The organism is Streptomyces sp. NPDC059499 (assembly GCF_042749285.1).
Classification (GTDB): domain Bacteria; phylum Actinomycetota; class Actinomycetes; order Streptomycetales; family Streptomycetaceae; genus Streptomyces.
Genome location: NZ_JBHYTT010000002.1, coordinates 58,451 through 74,006 on the forward strand (window position 1 = coordinate 58,451; position 15,556 = coordinate 74,006).

At 69.7% G+C, this 15,556-nt stretch carries 14 protein-coding genes and 1 pseudogene; 8 read left to right on the forward strand and 7 right to left on the reverse strand.

Annotated elements, in window-relative coordinates; genetic code table 11:
• Positions 1–33: 33 nt before the first annotated feature.
• From folB to ACFW9O_RS05505, 3 genes are all read left to right on the forward strand, one after another.
• The gene (folB, locus tag ACFW9O_RS05495) at positions 34–393 is read left to right on the forward strand and encodes a dihydroneopterin aldolase (RefSeq protein ID WP_329209760.1); all 360 of its coding nucleotides are present in this window, start codon (positions 34–36) and stop codon (positions 391–393) included.
• Complete coding sequence (gene folK, locus ACFW9O_RS05500; protein ID WP_384605371.1) at positions 390–1,001, forward strand: 2-amino-4-hydroxy-6-hydroxymethyldihydropteridine diphosphokinase; 612 nt, start codon at positions 390–392, stop codon at positions 999–1,001. The genes folB and folK overlap by 4 nt, the downstream gene beginning before the upstream one ends.
• 76 nt (positions 1,002–1,077) lie before the next feature.
• On the forward strand, positions 1,078–1,560 hold the full coding sequence (locus tag ACFW9O_RS05505; RefSeq protein WP_351165777.1) for a DUF3180 domain-containing protein: 483 nt from the start codon (positions 1,078–1,080) through the stop codon (positions 1,558–1,560).
• A gap of 171 nt (positions 1,561–1,731) precedes the next feature.
• Here ACFW9O_RS05505 and folE read toward each other — a convergent pair whose 3' ends face one another.
• From folE to dacB, 6 genes are all read right to left on the reverse strand, one after another.
• Positions 1,732–2,337 carry a GTP cyclohydrolase I FolE gene (gene folE / locus ACFW9O_RS05510; RefSeq protein ID WP_384605375.1) on the reverse strand — a complete coding sequence of 202 codons (606 nt, stop codon included), beginning with the start codon at positions 2,335–2,337 and terminating at the stop codon, positions 1,732–1,734.
• Between the two features lie 184 nt (positions 2,338–2,521).
• Positions 2,522–4,582, reverse strand: a complete 2,061-nt coding sequence (ftsH, locus tag ACFW9O_RS05515) for an ATP-dependent zinc metalloprotease FtsH (RefSeq protein ID WP_384605377.1) — start codon at positions 4,580–4,582, stop codon at positions 2,522–2,524.
• A 281-nt stretch (positions 4,583–4,863) separates the two neighbouring features.
• On the reverse strand, positions 4,864–5,403 hold the full coding sequence (hpt, locus tag ACFW9O_RS05520) for a hypoxanthine phosphoribosyltransferase (RefSeq protein ID WP_329215242.1): 540 nt from the start codon (positions 5,401–5,403) through the stop codon (positions 4,864–4,866).
• 99 nt (positions 5,404–5,502) lie between these two features.
• On the reverse strand, positions 5,503–6,576 hold the full coding sequence (gene tilS / locus ACFW9O_RS05525; protein WP_351165770.1) for a tRNA lysidine(34) synthetase TilS: 1,074 nt from the start codon (positions 6,574–6,576) through the stop codon (positions 5,503–5,505).
• Positions 6,577–6,766: 190 nt separating this feature from the next.
• Positions 6,767–7,906, reverse strand: a complete 1,140-nt coding sequence (locus ACFW9O_RS05530) for a zinc-dependent metalloprotease (protein WP_351165768.1) — start codon at positions 7,904–7,906, stop codon at positions 6,767–6,769.
• A 48-nt stretch (positions 7,907–7,954) separates the two neighbouring features.
• Positions 7,955–9,439 carry a D-alanyl-D-alanine carboxypeptidase/D-alanyl-D-alanine-endopeptidase gene (gene dacB, locus ACFW9O_RS05535; protein WP_384605381.1) on the reverse strand — a complete coding sequence of 495 codons (1,485 nt, stop codon included), beginning with the start codon at positions 9,437–9,439 and terminating at the stop codon, positions 7,955–7,957.
• Between the two features lie 86 nt (positions 9,440–9,525).
• Between dacB and ACFW9O_RS05540 the strand changes: the two genes are divergently transcribed.
• Positions 9,526–10,020: an inorganic diphosphatase gene (locus ACFW9O_RS05540; protein WP_014155500.1), complete on the forward strand. Its 495-nt coding sequence runs from the start codon at positions 9,526–9,528 to the stop codon at positions 10,018–10,020.
• A 200-nt stretch (positions 10,021–10,220) separates the two neighbouring features.
• A complete protein-coding gene (locus ACFW9O_RS05545) occupies positions 10,221–11,933 on the forward strand; it encodes a threonine/serine exporter family protein (protein WP_384605386.1) in 1,713 nt (570 codons plus the stop codon).
• A gap of 276 nt (positions 11,934–12,209) precedes the next feature.
• On the opposite strand, the pseudogene ACFW9O_RS05550 reads toward ACFW9O_RS05545, so the two are convergent.
• A pseudogene (locus tag ACFW9O_RS05550) lies at positions 12,210–12,917 on the reverse strand (DedA family protein); the annotation flags it as partial.
• A 147-nt stretch (positions 12,918–13,064) separates the two neighbouring features.
• Between ACFW9O_RS05550 and ACFW9O_RS05555 the strand changes: the two are divergent.
• The 3 genes from ACFW9O_RS05555 to ACFW9O_RS05565 are packed head-to-tail and all read left to right on the forward strand — an operon-like array spanning position 13,065 to position 15,546.
• The gene (locus ACFW9O_RS05555) at positions 13,065–13,430 is read left to right on the forward strand and encodes a YbjQ family protein (protein ID WP_351165760.1); all 366 of its coding nucleotides are present in this window, start codon (positions 13,065–13,067) and stop codon (positions 13,428–13,430) included.
• Between the two features lie 55 nt (positions 13,431–13,485).
• Positions 13,486–14,109, forward strand: coding sequence for an NAD(P)H:quinone oxidoreductase (wrbA, locus tag ACFW9O_RS05560; protein ID WP_351165758.1), 624 nt, complete (start codon positions 13,486–13,488; stop codon positions 14,107–14,109).
• Positions 14,110–14,124: 15 nt separating this feature from the next.
• Complete coding sequence (locus ACFW9O_RS05565) at positions 14,125–15,546, forward strand: glutamate decarboxylase (protein ID WP_351165756.1); 1,422 nt, start codon at positions 14,125–14,127, stop codon at positions 15,544–15,546.
• Positions 15,547–15,556: the final 10 nt, after the last annotated feature.

The window sequence follows — 15,556 nt, forward strand, 5'->3', positions numbered from 1 at the left end:
CCCCTACGACCAACAACAGCAGGAGTGATTCGCGTGGATCGTGTCGCGCTGCGCGGCCTCAAGGCCCGTGGGCACCACGGTGTCTTCCCCCGGGAACGGGAAGAGGGCCAGACCTTCATCGTGGACCTGGTGCTGGGCCTCGACACCCGCCCCGCGGCAGCCGCCGACGACCTGACCAAGACCGTGCACTACGGCGTCGTCGCGGAAGAGGTCGTCGACATCGTCAAGGGTGAGCCGGTCGACCTGATCGAGACCCTCGCTGAACGCATCGCGCAGCAGTGCCTCAAGCACGACGGGGTTCAGGAGGTCGAGGTCGTCGTCCACAAGCCGGACGCCCCGATCACCGTGCCCTTCGACGACGTGACCATCACCATCACCCGGAGCCGAACGTGACTGCATTTTCCACCGAGGGGCAGAGCGATCCGACCGTCCAGCCGGTTCCCGCCGCCGTGGTCGAGCAGGTGGACGCGGCGGACGTCACCCTGTCCAATCCCAAACGGGCCGTGATCTCGCTGGGCTCCAACCTCGGCAACCGTCTGGAGACGCTCCAGGGCGCCATCGACGCCCTGGAGGACACCCCCGGCCTGCGGGTCAAGGCGGTCTCCCCCGTCTACGAGACGGAGCCCTGGGGTGTGGACCCCGGCTCCCAGCCTTCGTACTTCAACGCGGTGATCGTCGTGAAGACCACGCTGCCCCCGTCCTCCCTGCTGGAGCGCGGCCAGGCCATCGAGGAGGCCTTCGACCGGGTCCGCGAGGAGCGCTGGGGGCCGCGCACCATCGACGTCGACATCGTGGCGTACGCCGATGTGGTGTCCGACGACCCGCTGCTCACCCTCCCCCACCCGCGCGCCCACGAGCGGGCGTTCGTGCTCGCCCCCTGGCACGACGTGGATCCCGACGCCCAACTGCCCGGCTCCGGCCCGGTCGCCGATCTGCTGGCCGGCGTCGGACGCGACAGTGTGCTTCCCCGGGCCGACCTGGAACTCAGGCTGCCCGAGTAGTCGTTAGGCTCAACGCACAGGGACATCCGGTACAGGTGTCCGACACGGGCAACGGCGGCGAAGGGCGGCACTCTCGGTGAAGCAACTACGGCTCGGGCTACTGGCCGGACTCTTCGCCGGAGCCGGCGTGCTGTCCTGGGGCGCTGCCCGTCTCTGGGACGCCCTGGGGACCTTGCCGAGCGTGCCCCTCGCCGCACCCATCGTGCTCGCGGTGATCGCCGTCGTCCTGCTCGCCACGGCTCTGTCGATCCGTGCGCGCCTGCGCGCGCAGCGGGAGCGCCGCCCCGGAGCGAAGGGCGTCGAACCCCTGATGGCGGCACGCGCGGTGGTCTTCGGCCAGGCGAGCGCGCTCGTGGCCGCCCTGGTCTGCGGGCTGTACGGCGGCGTGGGCGTCTTCCTGCTCGGCTCCCTCGACGTCCCGCCCCGCCGCGACCAGGCCATCTACGCGGGCTTCGCGGTCCTGGCCGGCGTGGCCGTCGTCGCTGCCGCCTTCTTCCTGGAGCGCGTCTGCAAGCTCCCGGAGGACGGGGACGACAGCAAGAAGACCGCAGCCGCCTGACGGGCTTCTGCGGGCCCCGGAACCGCGCTGCGGCGCGGTGGCCACGGAAGCCGGGCCGCGGCAGCCGTGCTGCCGCGGCGGTGCGGCGGTGCGGCGGTGCGGCGGTGCCGGGCTACGGGGTCCTGGTCACCGGGTTCTCGATCAGAGTGATCCGCCGCCCCGCCTTCGGGCTCAGCGCGCCATGATGAGGCTCATCGCCTCCGCACGCGTCGCCGGATCCCGCAGCTGGCCGCGGACCGCCGACGTGATCGTCTTGGCGCCGGGCTTGCGGATGCCTCGCATCGACATGCACATGTGCTCGCACTCGACGACCACGATGACCCCGCGCGGCTCCAGGATCGCCATCAGGGAATCGGCGATCTGCGTGGTGAGCCGCTCCTGGACCTGCGGACGCCGGGCATAGACATCGACGAGCCGGGCCAGCTTGGACAGCCCCGTGATCTTGCCGCTGGTCGCCGGGATGTACCCGACGTGGGCGACGCCGCGGAAGGGCACCAGGTGGTGCTCACAGGTGCTGAACACCTCGATGTCCTTGACCAGCACCATCTCGTCGTGACCGAGGTCGAACGTCGTCGTCAGAACGTCCTCGGGTTCCTGGTGGAGCCCGGCGAATATCTCCTTGTACGCACGCGCCACCCGCCCCGGCGTCTCGCGCAGCCCTTCGCGGTCAGGGTCCTCCCCGACCGCGATGAGGAGCTCACGTACGGCGGACTCGGCCCGCTTCTCGTCGAAAACGCCGATCGAGCCCTGCCCGTCCAGCGTCACCGGGTCGGTCATCTGTGCCTCGTTCCTCTGTGCTGTCGCAAGCGCATGGTCGCCCCGACATCGCGGGCGTGGCCCGGCCATGTCGCAGGCATACGGAAAAGCCGCGCCCCCACAGGCTAGAACCTGGGGGGCGCGGCTTCCATTCCGGGCCTGGTGGTGCGTCCGTGACAGGGGCCACACCAGTCGGACAGGGGTACTAGCTCTCGGGACGCTCCTCCGGAACCGCTTCCGAGGAGGTGCCGAGGTCCTTCGACGTGATGTCCTTCGGAGCGATCTCCGGCGGGGTGGCCGAACCGTTGGCAGTGCTCGTGCCGTTGGTCAGGGCCAGCTCCTTGGGAGACAGGACCGGCGGACGCGTCGACGGGGTGCGCCGGGCGGATCCGGTCCACGCCGGGCGGGCCGGACGCCTCACGATCGGGGCGAAGATCTCGGCGATCTGGTCCTTGCCGAGCGTCTCCTTCTCGAGAAGCTCAAGAACCAGTGCGTCGAGGATGTCGCGATTCTCTACGAGAATCTCCCACGCGTCGTTGTGCGCGGTCTCGATGAGCTTCTTGACCTCTTCGTCGACGAGCGCCGCGACCTCTTCCGAGTAGTCGCGCTGGTGGCCCATCTCCCGGCCCACGAAGGGCTCGGTGTTGTCGCCGCCGAACTTGATCGCGCCGAGACGCTCCGTCATGCCGTACTGCGTGACCATCGCGCGGGCCGTGGCAGTGGCCTTCTCGATGTCGTTCGCAGCGCCGGTGGTCGGGTCGTGGAAGACCAGCTCCTCGGCCGCGCGCCCGCCCAGCATGTAAGCCAGCTGGTCGAGCATCTCGTTGCGCGTCGTGGAGTACTTGTCCTCTTCCGGGAGCACCATCGTGTAACCGAGGGCGCGGCCGCGGGAGAGAATCGTGATCTTGTGGACCGGGTCCGACTGGGGAGAAGCCGCCGCAACCAGGGCGTGGCCGCCCTCGTGGTACGCGGTGATCTTCTTTTCCTTCTCGGACATGATCCGAGTCCGCTTCTGCGGACCCGCCACGACGCGGTCGATGGCCTCGTCGAGCATCTCGTTGTCGATCAGCTTCTTGTTGCTGCGCGCCGTGAGGAGCGCCGCTTCGTTCAGCACGTTCGACAGATCGGCACCGGTGAAGCCGGGCGTACGACGGGCGACCGCGTTGAGGTCGACGTCGGGGGCGACCGGCTTGCCCTTCTGGTGCACCTTGAGGATCTCGAGGCGGCCCTGCATGTCCGGCCGGTCGACGGCGATCTGCCGGTCGAACCGTCCCGGGCGCAGCAGCGCCGGGTCCAGGATGTCCGGCCGGTTCGTGGCGGCGATCAGGATGACGCCGCCCTTCACGTCGAAGCCGTCCATCTCGACGAGCAGCTGGTTCAGCGTCTGCTCGCGCTCGTCGTGCCCGCCGCCCATGCCGGCGCCGCGGTGGCGGCCGACAGCGTCGATCTCGTCGACGAAGACGATCGCCGGAGCGTTCGCCTTGGCCTGCTCGAAGAGGTCACGCACCCGGGAGGCACCGACACCGACGAACATCTCGACGAAGTCGGAACCCGAGATCGAGTAGAACGGCACGCCGGCCTCGCCCGCGACTGCGCGAGCGAGCAGCGTCTTGCCCGTACCGGGCGGCCCGTACAGCAGGACGCCCTTGGGGATCTTGGCGCCGACGGCCTGGAACTTCGCCGGCTCCTGGAGGAATTCCTTGATCTCGTACAGTTCCTCGACGGCCTCGTCCGACCCCGCCACATCGGCGAAGGTCGTCTTCGGCGTGTCCTTGGTGATGAGCTTGGCCTTGGACTTGCCGAACTGCATGACCTTGGAACCGCCGCCCTGCATCTGATTCATCAGAAACAGGAAGACGACGACGATCAGGACGAAGGGCAGCAGCGAGAGAAGGATCGAGACGAACGGGGACTGCTTCGACGGCGAGACGGTGTAACCCTTCTCGATGTCACCGCTCTCGAACTTCTGCTGCAGCGTGTTGGCCAGCTCGACGCCCTGGTTGCCGATATAGCTCGCCTGGAACTTGCTGCCGGACTCGCCCTTGAGCTTCTGGCCGTCCTTCAGCTCGATCTTGAGAATCTGTTCGTCACCGGTGGTCAGCTTGGCCTGCTCCACCTGGTCCTTGCTGATCGCCTGGATCACCTTGCCGGTGTCCACCGTCTTGTAGCCGCCGGACGAGCCGACGACCTGCATCAACACGACCACGGCGAGGACGGCCAGCACGATCCACATGACCGGCCCACGGAAGTATCGCTTCACGTCCATCCATACGGAGCGAAGACGCCCCGTCCCTCCTGCCCGTAGGTAAATGCTGCTGTGAGAAAAGACTGTTCTTCGGACGGTACCCCAGCATTGTCACCCGCGACCGCAGGGGACGTCCGACAAACCCGCCTTCGAAGGCTCCAACGGCGGGAAAGCGACGAGGGTTCCCCAGAGTTCGGCCGGGTTCGGCGGGGTCCCCGCGCCTCGTCCGTGCGACGGGTCCTTACGCCGCTCCCGTACACCGGGTCGGCACACCCGTCCGCACGCCGCGTCCGGACGGGGACTCAGCCGCCGTAGACGTGCGGGGCGAGCGTGCCGACGAAGGGAAGGTTGCGGTACTTCTCCGCGTAGTCCAGCCCGTAGCCGACGACGAACTCGTTGGGGATGTCGAAGCCGACCCACTTCACGTCGATCGCGACCTTCGCGGCGTCCGGCTTGCGGAGCAGGGTGCAGACCTCCAGGCTCGCCGGTTCGCGCGAGCCGAGGTTGGTCAGCAGCCAGGACAGCGTCAGGCCGGAGTCGATGATGTCCTCGACGATCAGGACGTGCTTGCCCTTGATGTCGGTGTCGAGGTCCTTGAGGATCCGGACGACGCCCGAGGACTGCGTGCCCGCTCCGTACGAGGAGACGGCCATCCAGTCCATGGTGATCGGGGTGGACAGCGCGCGCGCCAGGTCCGCCATCACCATCACCGCGCCCTTGAGCACGCCGACGATGAGCAGGTCCTTGCCCGCGTACTCCGCGTCGATCTTCGCGGCCAGCTCGACGAGCTTCGCGTCGATCTCTTCCTTGGTGAGGAGCACCGACTGAAGGTCGGTGCCCATGTCCTTCTCGTTCACCCGCGTCTCTTTCTTTGCCTTCCGGACCCGGGCTGTTCCCCGGGCCGGACCGGCCGTCTCGCCTGCACTTCAGCCGCTTGCGCTTCAGCTCTGCCGAATCACCAGTCTGCCACCCTGCCGCAGCGCTTCGACGCGGCCGGGCAGGTTGATGGCCCCCTGGCCACGCCATCCGGTGATGAGCCGGTCGACTTCCTCGATGTGGCGGGCGAAGAGCGAACCGGCCGGGGATCCGGCGTCGATGACGGCTCGGCGCAGCACCCGGCGGCGCACCGCGGGCGGCAGGACGGAGAGCTTGGCGCACTCCAGGCGCCCGTCGTCGTCACGCACCGAGCGGTCGGCCTCGGCCGCCCACGTGTCGAGGGCGTCGGCATCGTCGCGCGAGAGCTGCGCCGTACGGGCGAGGGCTTCGACGACGCCTTTGCCCAGCGCCTTCTCCAGGGCGGGCAGACCCTCGTGGCGCAGCCGGGAGCGGGTGTAGGCGGGGTCGACGTTGTGGGGGTCGTCCCAGACGGGGATCGACTGGACCAGGCAGGCCTTTCGGGCGGTCTGCCGGTCGAGCTGGAGGAAGGGACGGCGGTAGCGGCCCGCGGGGCCCGAGGCTGCGGCCATCCCGGAGAGCGAACGGATGCCGGATCCACGGGCGAGGCCGAGGAGGACGGTCTCGGCCTGGTCGTCGCGGGTGTGGCCGAGGAGGACGGCGGCGGCGCCGTGGCGCTCTGCGGCGGCGTCCAGCGCGGAGTAGCGGGCTTCACGGGCGGCGGCTTCGGGACCGCCGTCGCGGCCGACGTGGACGGCGACGGCCTCGACCGGGTCGAGCCGCATCTCGGCGAGGCGGGTGACGACCTCGGTGGCGCGGAGTCCGGAGCCCGGCTGGAGGTTGTGGTCGACGGTGATGCCCCCGGCCCTGACGGGCAGCTTGCGCGACTCGAAGGCGAGGGCGGAGGCGAGCGCCATCGAATCGGCGCCCCCGGAGCATGCGACGAGCACCAGCGGGGTATCGGGCCGTTCGGGAAGGGCGGCCCGCCGCGGGCCCGCTCCGGCTTCGGCGAACTCGGCACGGCCGGCCTGTTCGATGTGGCGGTTGTAGTCGGTGACGACGTCGTGGAGTACGCGGCGGACCGCCAGGCGTATCGCCGCGACCGCAGGATGGGGACCCATGTCCGGTGCCCTTCGGTGAGGTTCTGGGAAGGTGCCTCGGAGTGCCGGGACGCAAGGATCCCGTTACTCAGAGTGCGTCGATGGTGACAGAGCCAAGCTGTTCATCGAGCATTGCACGCCTTCCCATGCCCCTATGGTCCCTCGGATGGGTGATTGGAGGGGCAATCCCGTGCCATCGGGCGGGCCATGATCACGAATCTGCCTTACGGTGCACCCTCGCGACCCAGTCCGCCGGCTTGGCGATCTCCGCCTTGGTGGGAAGGGTGTTGGGCGAGGTCCAGACGCGATTGAAACCGTCCATACCGACCTCGTCGACCACGGCCCGGACGAACTTCTCGCCGTCGCGGTACTGCCGCAGCTTGGCGTCGAGGCCCAGGAGCTTGCGCAGCGCCAGGTCCAGACGGCTCGCACCGCGCGCCCTGCGCTGCTGGAACTTCTCCCGGATCTCCGCGACGGAACCCACCACTTCGGGTCCCACCCCGTCCATCACGAAGTCCGCGTGGCCTTCGAGCAGGGACATCACCGCGGTGAGGCGGCCGAGGATCTCGCGCTGGGCGGGCGTCTGGACGATCTCGACGAGGCTGCGCCCACCGTCGTCCTCGCCCTGCTCGCCCTCGGGGCGGCTGCTGCCCGAGAAGGTCTGGGCGGCCTCACGGAGGCGCTCCAGAACGGTCATCGGGTCGACGTCGGTCTCGTCGAGGAACGACTGGATTTCGCCCTGCAGATGGTCGCGGAGCCAGGGCACCCCGGTGAACTGGGTGCGATGGGTCTCCTCGTGGAGGGCCACCCAGAGCCTGAAGTCGTGCGGGTCGACATCGAGTTCGCGTTCGACGTGGACGATGTTGGGGGCCACGAGCAGCAGCCTGCCGCCGCCCTTGGTGGAGGCGGGCAGCTCGCGGGTGGCGGGCGCGAAGGTCTCGTACTGGCCGAGCACCCGGGAGGCGAGGAAGGACAGCAGCATGCCGAGTTCGACACCGGTCACCTTGCCGCCGACCGCGCCGAGCACGGCACCGCCGGGGCCGTTGCCACGCCTGTCCTGCATCTTCCCCAGCAGGGGACGCAGCAGTTCACGGAAGCCGGCGACGTTGGCCCTGATCCAGCCGGCCCGGTCGACGACCAGGACCGGGGTGTCCTCGGGTTCGTGCCCCTCCGGGATCATCCGGGTGAACGAACGGACGTGCTCCTCCGACGCCTTGGCATGTCGGCGGAGTTCCGCGACGACGGCGCGGGCCTCCTCGCGACTGATCTCGGGACCCGGCCGTACCAGCCGGGTCGCGGTCGCGACCGCGAGATTCCAGTCGACCATCTCGGCACCACCGATGCTCGTCATGCGTCAACCGTACGTGAGACGGCCCCCCGGTGGTGGGGTGTCAGCCGCTCATCGGGTGCCTTTGGTGAGGGTGGTGGCCAGGGCGTCGAGAGAGGACTCCGCCTCACGCGGGGATGTGGTGCCCGATGCCAGGAAGGCGAAGGCGAGCAGCCGGCCCTGTGCGTCGACTGCGGTTCCCGCGAGGGCGTTCACCCCCGTGAGCGTGCCCGTCTTGGCCCGGATCAGGCCGGTGCCGCGGGAGGTCGCGGGGTAGCGGCTGCCGAGCGTTCCGGTGAAGCCGGCAACCGGCAGACCGGTGAGGGCGGACCTGAGTTCGGGGTGGTCCGGGTCGGCGGCGAGGGCCACCAGGGCCGCGAGCAGGCCGGCCGTCACCTTGTCACCGCGGTTCAGGCCGCTGCCGTCGGCGAGATTCGCGCCGGCCAGCGGCAGACCCAGCTTCTTGAGCCGGTCGGTGACGGCACGCTTGCCTCCGGCGAAGGATGCCGGCCGGCCCGCCTTGAGGGCGGTCTGGCGGACGAGGGCCTCGGCGATGTCGTTGTCGCTGTTGGTCAGCGCCCGTTCGACGAGGGCGGAGAGCGGCTTCGAGAGGTGCGTGGCCACGGTCCTGGACCCTGATCCGGCCCGCCCGGAGGAGGGGGCGGACCGCGTGGCGACACCGGCCTCGTCGAGCAGGTCCGCGAAGGTGCGGGCGGCGTCACCGGCCGGGTCGTCGGTGCGGCGGGCGGGGCCGCGGTCGCTGCCGTCGAGCCGGCCCTCGTCGACCATGAGCGCGCTGACGGGCGCGATGTTCTCGTTGGGGCCGATGGGGTGCAGAGCGGGGCCCGAGTAGCGCGACGTGTCGTACTTCAGCTCGACGGCCCTGGTGCCGCCGTCGCGCAGGGCGTGCGCGGTGTCGGCGGCCAGGTCGCGCAGCGCGGCCTTGTCGAGGGTGGGGTCGCCGCCGCCGACGAGGGTGACCGTGCGGGAGTCCGCGGACACCCGGACCGTCGTCGCGATGCGGTGGCCCGGACCGAGGGCGGAGAGCGCGGCGACGGTGGAAGCGATCTTCACGGTGGAGGCGGGGGTCATGGGGGTGGCAGCGCCGCGCGCGTACAGCTGCTCGCCGGTGGCCGTGTCGACGACGACCGCGGTGCGCACGGTACCGAGCGCGGGCGCGTCCAGAAGGGGCGTGAGGGCGGCCTTCAGGCCGCTCGCGCCCGCCGGGGCCGTCAGTCCGGCCGTGGCGCCCAGGGGGGCGAGTACGGCAAGGGCGCTCGGTGCGGGCTCCGGCCCGGTGGGCTCGGCCCGCCCGTGATGTGCGCCACCTGCGCGCTCCCGGGCGACCGCCCGGTCCTGCTCGGCCTTACGCTGACCGGAGTCCCAGGGACCGGCGGCCAGCACGGCACCGGCGGCGACCACCAGGCCGAGCACCGCGGAGCCTGCGACGAACCGCCAGTCGTTCGGCCCGTTCCCTCGCTTCACGTACTTCGAGTCTTTCCACTTGTCCCACCTGTTCAACGGTTCGTTCGACGGTCTTTCCACCGGCTCGGCCACCGTTGACCAGCCCCTTTCGCGAGCACTCGTCTGCGTGAGGGACACTTAACCACCAGTCGTATGTGTTGATCATGGAGGAGCCACCCGTGGAGTTCGACGTCGTTATCGAGATCCCGAAGGGTTCGCGGAACAAGTACGAGGTGGATCACGAGACCGGCCGGATCCGCCTGGACCGTCGACTCTTCACCTCGACCAGCTACCCGGCGGACTACGGTTTCGTCGAGAACACCCTCGGCGAGGACGGCGACCCGCTGGACGCGCTGGTCATCCTGGAGGAGCCGACCTTCCCGGGCTGCCTCATCAAGTGCCGCGCGATCGGCATGTTCCGGATGACCGACGAGGCCGGCGGCGACGACAAGCTGCTGTGCGTCCCGGCGTCCGACCCCCGGGTGGAGCACCTGCGCGACATCCACCACGTGTCGGAGTTCGACCGCCTGGAGATCCAGCACTTCTTCGAGGTCTACAAGGACCTTGAGCCCGGCAAGTCCGTCGAGGGCGCCGACTGGGTCGGCCGCACCGAGGCCGAGGCCGAGATCGAGGCCTCCTACAAGCGCCTCGAGGCGCAGGGCGGCGCGCACTGACGTGATCCTTCCGGTTCCGCTTCGGGCGGAGCCGAACGGATCGCGGCGCATCGGGCCGATCGGGCCCAGCTGACCGTACGAGGAATGGGCGGCGCACCTTTCACCGGTGCGCCGCCCTTTCGCGTGACGGCCCATGTCCGTGCCCATACTGGGCAGAAGCGCAGCCGGGGACACGCGCAGCCGAGGAGGAACGAGGTCGAGTGGTGGCGGAACAGGGCGGTCCGGAGGACCAGAAGCCCCAGTCCGACGAGGCGCACAGCGCCTTCGTCCCACCTGCCGGGGTGGAGCAGCCTTCGCCCCCGTCGGAGGACGACCACCCCACATCGGAATTCGCCCTTCCGGCCGGTCTGCACACCGATCCGTCGGCACCCCAGGGATCGGGCCAGGGTTCCGCTTCCGGCCCGGGCGGCAGTGCCGCCGAGGCCCTGAGTTCCGCCTTCGTCCCACCGAGCGGGTACAACGCGCAGCATCAGCCGCCGGCCTTCACTCCGGCGCACGGCATTCCCATGGTCCGGCTGACCAAGGAAGCCCCTTGGCAGGACCGGATGCGCACGATGCTGCGGATGCCCGTGACCGAGCGTCCGGCGCCCGAGAGCGTGCAGAGGACCGATGATTCGGGCCCCGCGGTTCCCCGCGTGCTCGACCTGACGCTGCGTATCGGGGAGCTGCTGCTCGCGGGCGGCGAGGGTGCCGAGGACGTCGAGGCGGCCATGTTCGCGGTGACGCGCTCGTACGGTCTCGACCGGTGCGAGCCGACGGTCACCTTCACCCTGCTGTCCATCTCGCACCAGCCGTCGCTGGTCGAGGACCCCGTGACGGCGAGCCGTACCGTACGCCGCCGGGGCACCGACTACACGCGGCTGGCCGCCGTCTTCCAGCTGATCGACGACATCACGACCGCGGAACACGTCGAGGTCTCGCTGGAGGAGGCCTACCGGCGCCTCGCCGAGATCCGCCGTAACCGGCACCCGTACTCGGGCTGGGTGCTGACGGCCGCGGCCGGCCTGCTCGCCGGTTCGGCATCGGTGCTGGTCGGCGGTGGTGTGCTGGTCTTCATCGTGGCAGCGGCCGGCGCGATGCTCGGGGACCGGCTGGCCTGGCTCTGCGCCGGCCGAGGGCTGCCCGAGTTCTACCAGTTCATGGCCGCCGCCATGCCGCCCGCCGCGATGGGCATCGCACTGACCCTCACCCATTCGACCGATGTCCGCCCGTCCGCGGTGATCACCGGTGGGCTGTTCGCACTGCTGCCCGGGCGGGCCCTGGTGGCGGGCGTGCAGGACGGGCTGACCGGCTACTACATCACCGCGGGTGCCCGGCTGCTCGAAGTCATGTACTTCTTCATCGGCATCGTCGCCGGTGTGCTGCTGATGCTCTATCTGGGCGTCCAGCTCGGTGCCGAGCTGAACCCCGAAGCGAAATTCGTGCCCAACGACCGGCCGGTGCTGCAGATCCTGGCCTCGATGGCCCTCAGTCTGTGCTTCGCCATCCTGCTCCAGCAGGAACGCTCCACGGTGCTCGCCGTGACCCTCAACGGTGGCGTGGCCTGGGTCATCTACGGGGCGATGGCCCGCACCGGCGACATCTCGCCGGTGGCGGCGACAGCGGTGGCGGCCGGCCTGGTGGGGCTGTTCGGCCAGCTGTTCTCGCGCTACCGGTACACGTCGTCGCTGCCGTTCATCACTGCGGCGATCGGCCCGCTCCTACCGGGCTCCGCGACGTACTTCGGTCTGCTGGGTGTGGCCCAGAACGAGCTGGACGCCGGGCTCGCCTCGCTCTCCACCGCGGTGGCGACGGCGCTGGCCATCGCCATCGGGGTGAATCTCGGGGGCGAGATCTCCCGGCTGTTCATGCGGGTACCGGGAGCGGTCGAGGGCCCGACCCGCCGGGCGGCCAAGCGGACCCGCGGCTTCTGACACGCGAACGGCGCCCTGTCCCGTGGCGGAATCAGGACGCCGTGTGCCTCGCCGGATGCGCGGTCAGCGCCTGGCGTGCCGCCCGCGCTGACCGGAAGCGCCACCCTGGCCGTTGCCCTGTCCGTTGCCCTGTCCGTTGTCGTAGGGACCCGCACCGGGGCCACCGTTGTACGGGCCGTTGCCGGGGCCGCTGTACGGGCCGTTGCCCGGGCCGTCGTACGGACCCGCACCGGGGCCGCCGCCGTACGGACCGTTGCCCGGTCCGCCGTACGGGCCGCCGTACGGGCCCGCGCCGGGGCCGTCGTCGGAGGGGCCCCGGCCCTCGCCCCGGTCCTCGCGCCGGGCCTCCGCCGCGGCCTCCTTCTTGGACCTGCTGCGGGCGCGGAGGAACTCGATCGCGATCGGCACCACAGAGATCAGCACGATCAGGATGAGGATCAGCTCGATGTGCTCGTGCACGAAGTCGATCTTGCCGAGAGCGGCGCCGAGCACCGTGACCCCGACGCCCCAGAGGATGCCGCCGATGATGTTGAACGTGATGAACGAGCGGTAGTTCATCCGGCTCACACCGGCGATGATCGGCGTGAAGGTCCGGACGACGGGGACGAAGCGGGCCAGCACCAGCGACTTCGGTCCGTACTTCTCGAAGAACTCGTGGGCCTTCTCCACGTTCTCCTGTTTGAAGAGACGGGAGTCCGGGCGCCTGAAGAGGGCCGGGCCCACCTTGCGGCCGAAGAGGTAGCCGACCTGGTCCCCGATGATCGCCGCCAGGGCGACCAGGGTGCAGACCAGCCAGAGCGGGTACTTCAGGTCGCCGGTGGTCACCAGCAGACCCGTGGTGAACAGCAGGGAGTCACCCGGCAGGAAGAAGCCGATCAGCAGCCCGGACTCGGCGAAGACGATGAGCAGGAGGCCGGGAAGCCCGAACGTGTTGAGCAGGTAATCCGGGTCCAGCCAGCTCGGGCCGAGCGCAAGCGTATTCAAGGGTCCGGGCTCCAGGATCGATCGATGGCGGCTGCGTGGCCGTTCCAAAGCTACCAACGCTGCGGGGCGCCTCTGGGTTCCAGTGGCGTAAGCAGGGATGCGTGCGGTACGAACCGGGGCAAAGCTGTCCTCAGGAGGTGCCACCCCATGGGCATTGAGGACTACGGCGGCGGACAGACGACCCGGGCGGACGTGCTCGTCGTCACCACGAATGACGTACCCGGCTACCAGGTGACGCAAGTCATCGGCGAGGTCTTCGGACTGACCGTCCGCTCCCGCCATCTCGGCAGCCAGATCGGCGCGGGGCTGAAGTCGATGGTCGGCGGCGAGCTGAAAGGGCTGACCAAGACCCTGGTCGAGACCCGCAACCAGGCGATGGAACGGCTCGTCGAGCAGGCGAAGGCACGCGGCGCCAACGCGGTGCTGATGATGCGCTTCGACGTGAGCGAGGCGGCCGACGTGGGCACGGAGGTCTGCGCATACGGAACCGCGGCCGTGATCAGCGAAACCTGACCGGTCACCCCGCACTCCCCCGCTCGCTCCCGACCTGCTTCCCGGAGGTTCCCGCATGCCCACGTCGGTCAACGTCGCCGTCGTCTACTACTCCTCGACCGGCACCGTCGCCACGATCGCCAAGGCCATCGCCAAGGACGCCGAGAACGCCGGCGCCGAGGTAAGGCTGCGCCGAGCCGCCGAGCTCGCCCCGCAGGCCGCCATCGACTCCAACCCGGCGTGGGCCGCGAACGCGAAGGCGACGGCGGACATCCCCGAGGTCTCTCCGGACGACATGGTCTGGGCGGACGCGGTGATCCTCGGCACACCCACCCGGTACGGCAACGTCACCGCCCAGCTCAAGCAGTTCCTCGACACCCTGGGCGGCCTCTGGCAGGCGGGGAAGCTCGCCGACAAGGTCTACAGCGGCTTCACCTCCACCAGTACGACCCACGGAGGCCAGGAGTCCACGCTGCTGGCGCTCTACAACACGGTCCACCACTTCGGCGGCATCCTCGTCACCCCCGGCTACACGGACCCGTCGAAATTCGTCGACGGCAATCCGTACGGCACCTCGCACGTCGCGGGGCAGGGCGACATCCCGGTCGGTGAGCAGACCCTGACCGCGGCCAGGGTCCAGGCCGAACGCGTCGTGAAGTTCACCCGGGCCGTCAAGGCCGGACTCGCGGCCGAGAACTGAGAGGGATTTCCGCAGATGGCTCTCCACAAGGGTTCCCACGGCAAGGCCCCGTCCGACGAGCAGCGCAGACTCGCTCTCAACCCCTTCTTCGGCGAGGCGGACCCCACCGCCGAGATGGCCACCGCGCCGCCCACGCACCAGCTGCCCGACGGTCCGCTGCCGCCTTCGACCGCCTACCGGCTCGTCCACGACGAGCTGATGCTCGACGGCAACTCACGGCTGAACCTCGCCACGTTCGTCACCACCTGGATGGAGCCCCAGGCCGATGTGCTGATGGGGGAGTGCCGCGACAAGAACATGATCGACAAGGACGAGTACCCCCGCACCGCCGAACTGGAACGGCGCTGTGTGGCGATGCTCGCCGACCTCTGGCACGCCCCGGACCCGGAGGCCGCCGTGGGCTGCTCGACCACCGGTTCCAGCGAAGCCTGCATGCTGGCCGGGATGGCGCTCAAGCGGCGCTGGGCGGCAAGGAACAAGGACCGCTATCCGGGGACCGCACGGCCCAATCTGGTGATGGGCGTCAATGTGCAGGTCTGCTGGGACAAATTCTGTACCTTCTGGGAGGTCGAGCCCCGCCAGGTCCCCATGGACGGCGAGCGCTTCCATCTGGACCCGCAGGCGGCCGCCGATCTCTGCGACGAGAACACCATCGGTGTGGTCGGCATCCTCGGCTCGACGTTCGACGGTTCGTACGAGCCGATCGCCGAACTCTGCGCCGCGCTGGACGAGCTCCAGGAGCGCACCGGGCTCGACATCCCCGTCCATGTGGACGGGGCCTCGGGCGCGATGGTGGCCCCCTTCCTCGACGAGGACCTGGTGTGGGACTTCCGGCTGCCCCGGGTCTCCTCGATCAACACCTCCGGGCACAAATACGGTCTGGTCTACCCGGGGGTCGGCTGGGCCCTGTGGCGCTCGCCGGCCGAACTTCCCGAGGACCTCGTCTTCCGGGTCAACTACCTGGGCGGCGACATGCCGACGTTCGCCCTGAACTTCTCCCGGCCCGGCGCGCAGGTGGTGGCGCAGTACTACACGTTCCTGCGGCTGGGCCGGGAGGGATACCGGGCGGTTCAGCAGGCGTCCCGGGATGTGGCACGCGGGCTGGCCGAGGCGTTCGAGGCACTGGGCGACTTCCGGCTCCTCACCCGGGGCGACGAACTTCCCGTGTTCGCCCTGACGACGGAGCCCGGCGTGGACGCGTACGACGTCTTCGACGTGTCGAGGCGGCTTCGCGAGAACGGCTGGCTGGTGCCCGCGTACACCTTCCCCGCCAACCGCCAGGACCTGTCGGTACTGCGGGTGGTGTGCCGCAACGGATTCTCCTCGGACCTCGCGGAGCTGCTCATCGAGGACATGCGCAGACTCCTGCCCGAACTACGCAGCCAGTCTGGCCCGTTGAGCCGCAAACACGGACCGCAGACCGGCTTCCACCACTGAGGACGGCGCC

Coding starts and splice junctions, on each gene's coding strand:
- folE (WP_384605375.1), bottom strand. CDS start 2,337: ATGACCGACCCGGTGACGCTGGACGGGCAGGGCTCGATCGGCGTTTTC.
- ftsH (WP_384605377.1), bottom strand. CDS start 4,582: ATGGACGTGAAGCGATACTTCCGTGGGCCGGTCATGTGGATCGTGCTG.
- hpt (WP_329215242.1), bottom strand. CDS start 5,403: ATGGGCACCGACCTTCAGTCGGTGCTCCTCACCAAGGAAGAGATCGAC.
- tilS (WP_351165770.1), bottom strand. CDS start 6,576: ATGGGTCCCCATCCTGCGGTCGCGGCGATACGCCTGGCGGTCCGCCGC.
- ACFW9O_RS05530 (WP_351165768.1), bottom strand. CDS start 7,906: ATGACGAGCATCGGTGGTGCCGAGATGGTCGACTGGAATCTCGCGGTC.
- ACFW9O_RS05555 (WP_351165760.1), top strand. CDS start 13,065: ATGGGCATTGAGGACTACGGCGGCGGACAGACGACCCGGGCGGACGTG.
- wrbA (WP_351165758.1), top strand. CDS start 13,486: ATGCCCACGTCGGTCAACGTCGCCGTCGTCTACTACTCCTCGACCGGC.
- ACFW9O_RS05565 (WP_351165756.1), top strand. CDS start 14,125: ATGGCTCTCCACAAGGGTTCCCACGGCAAGGCCCCGTCCGACGAGCAG.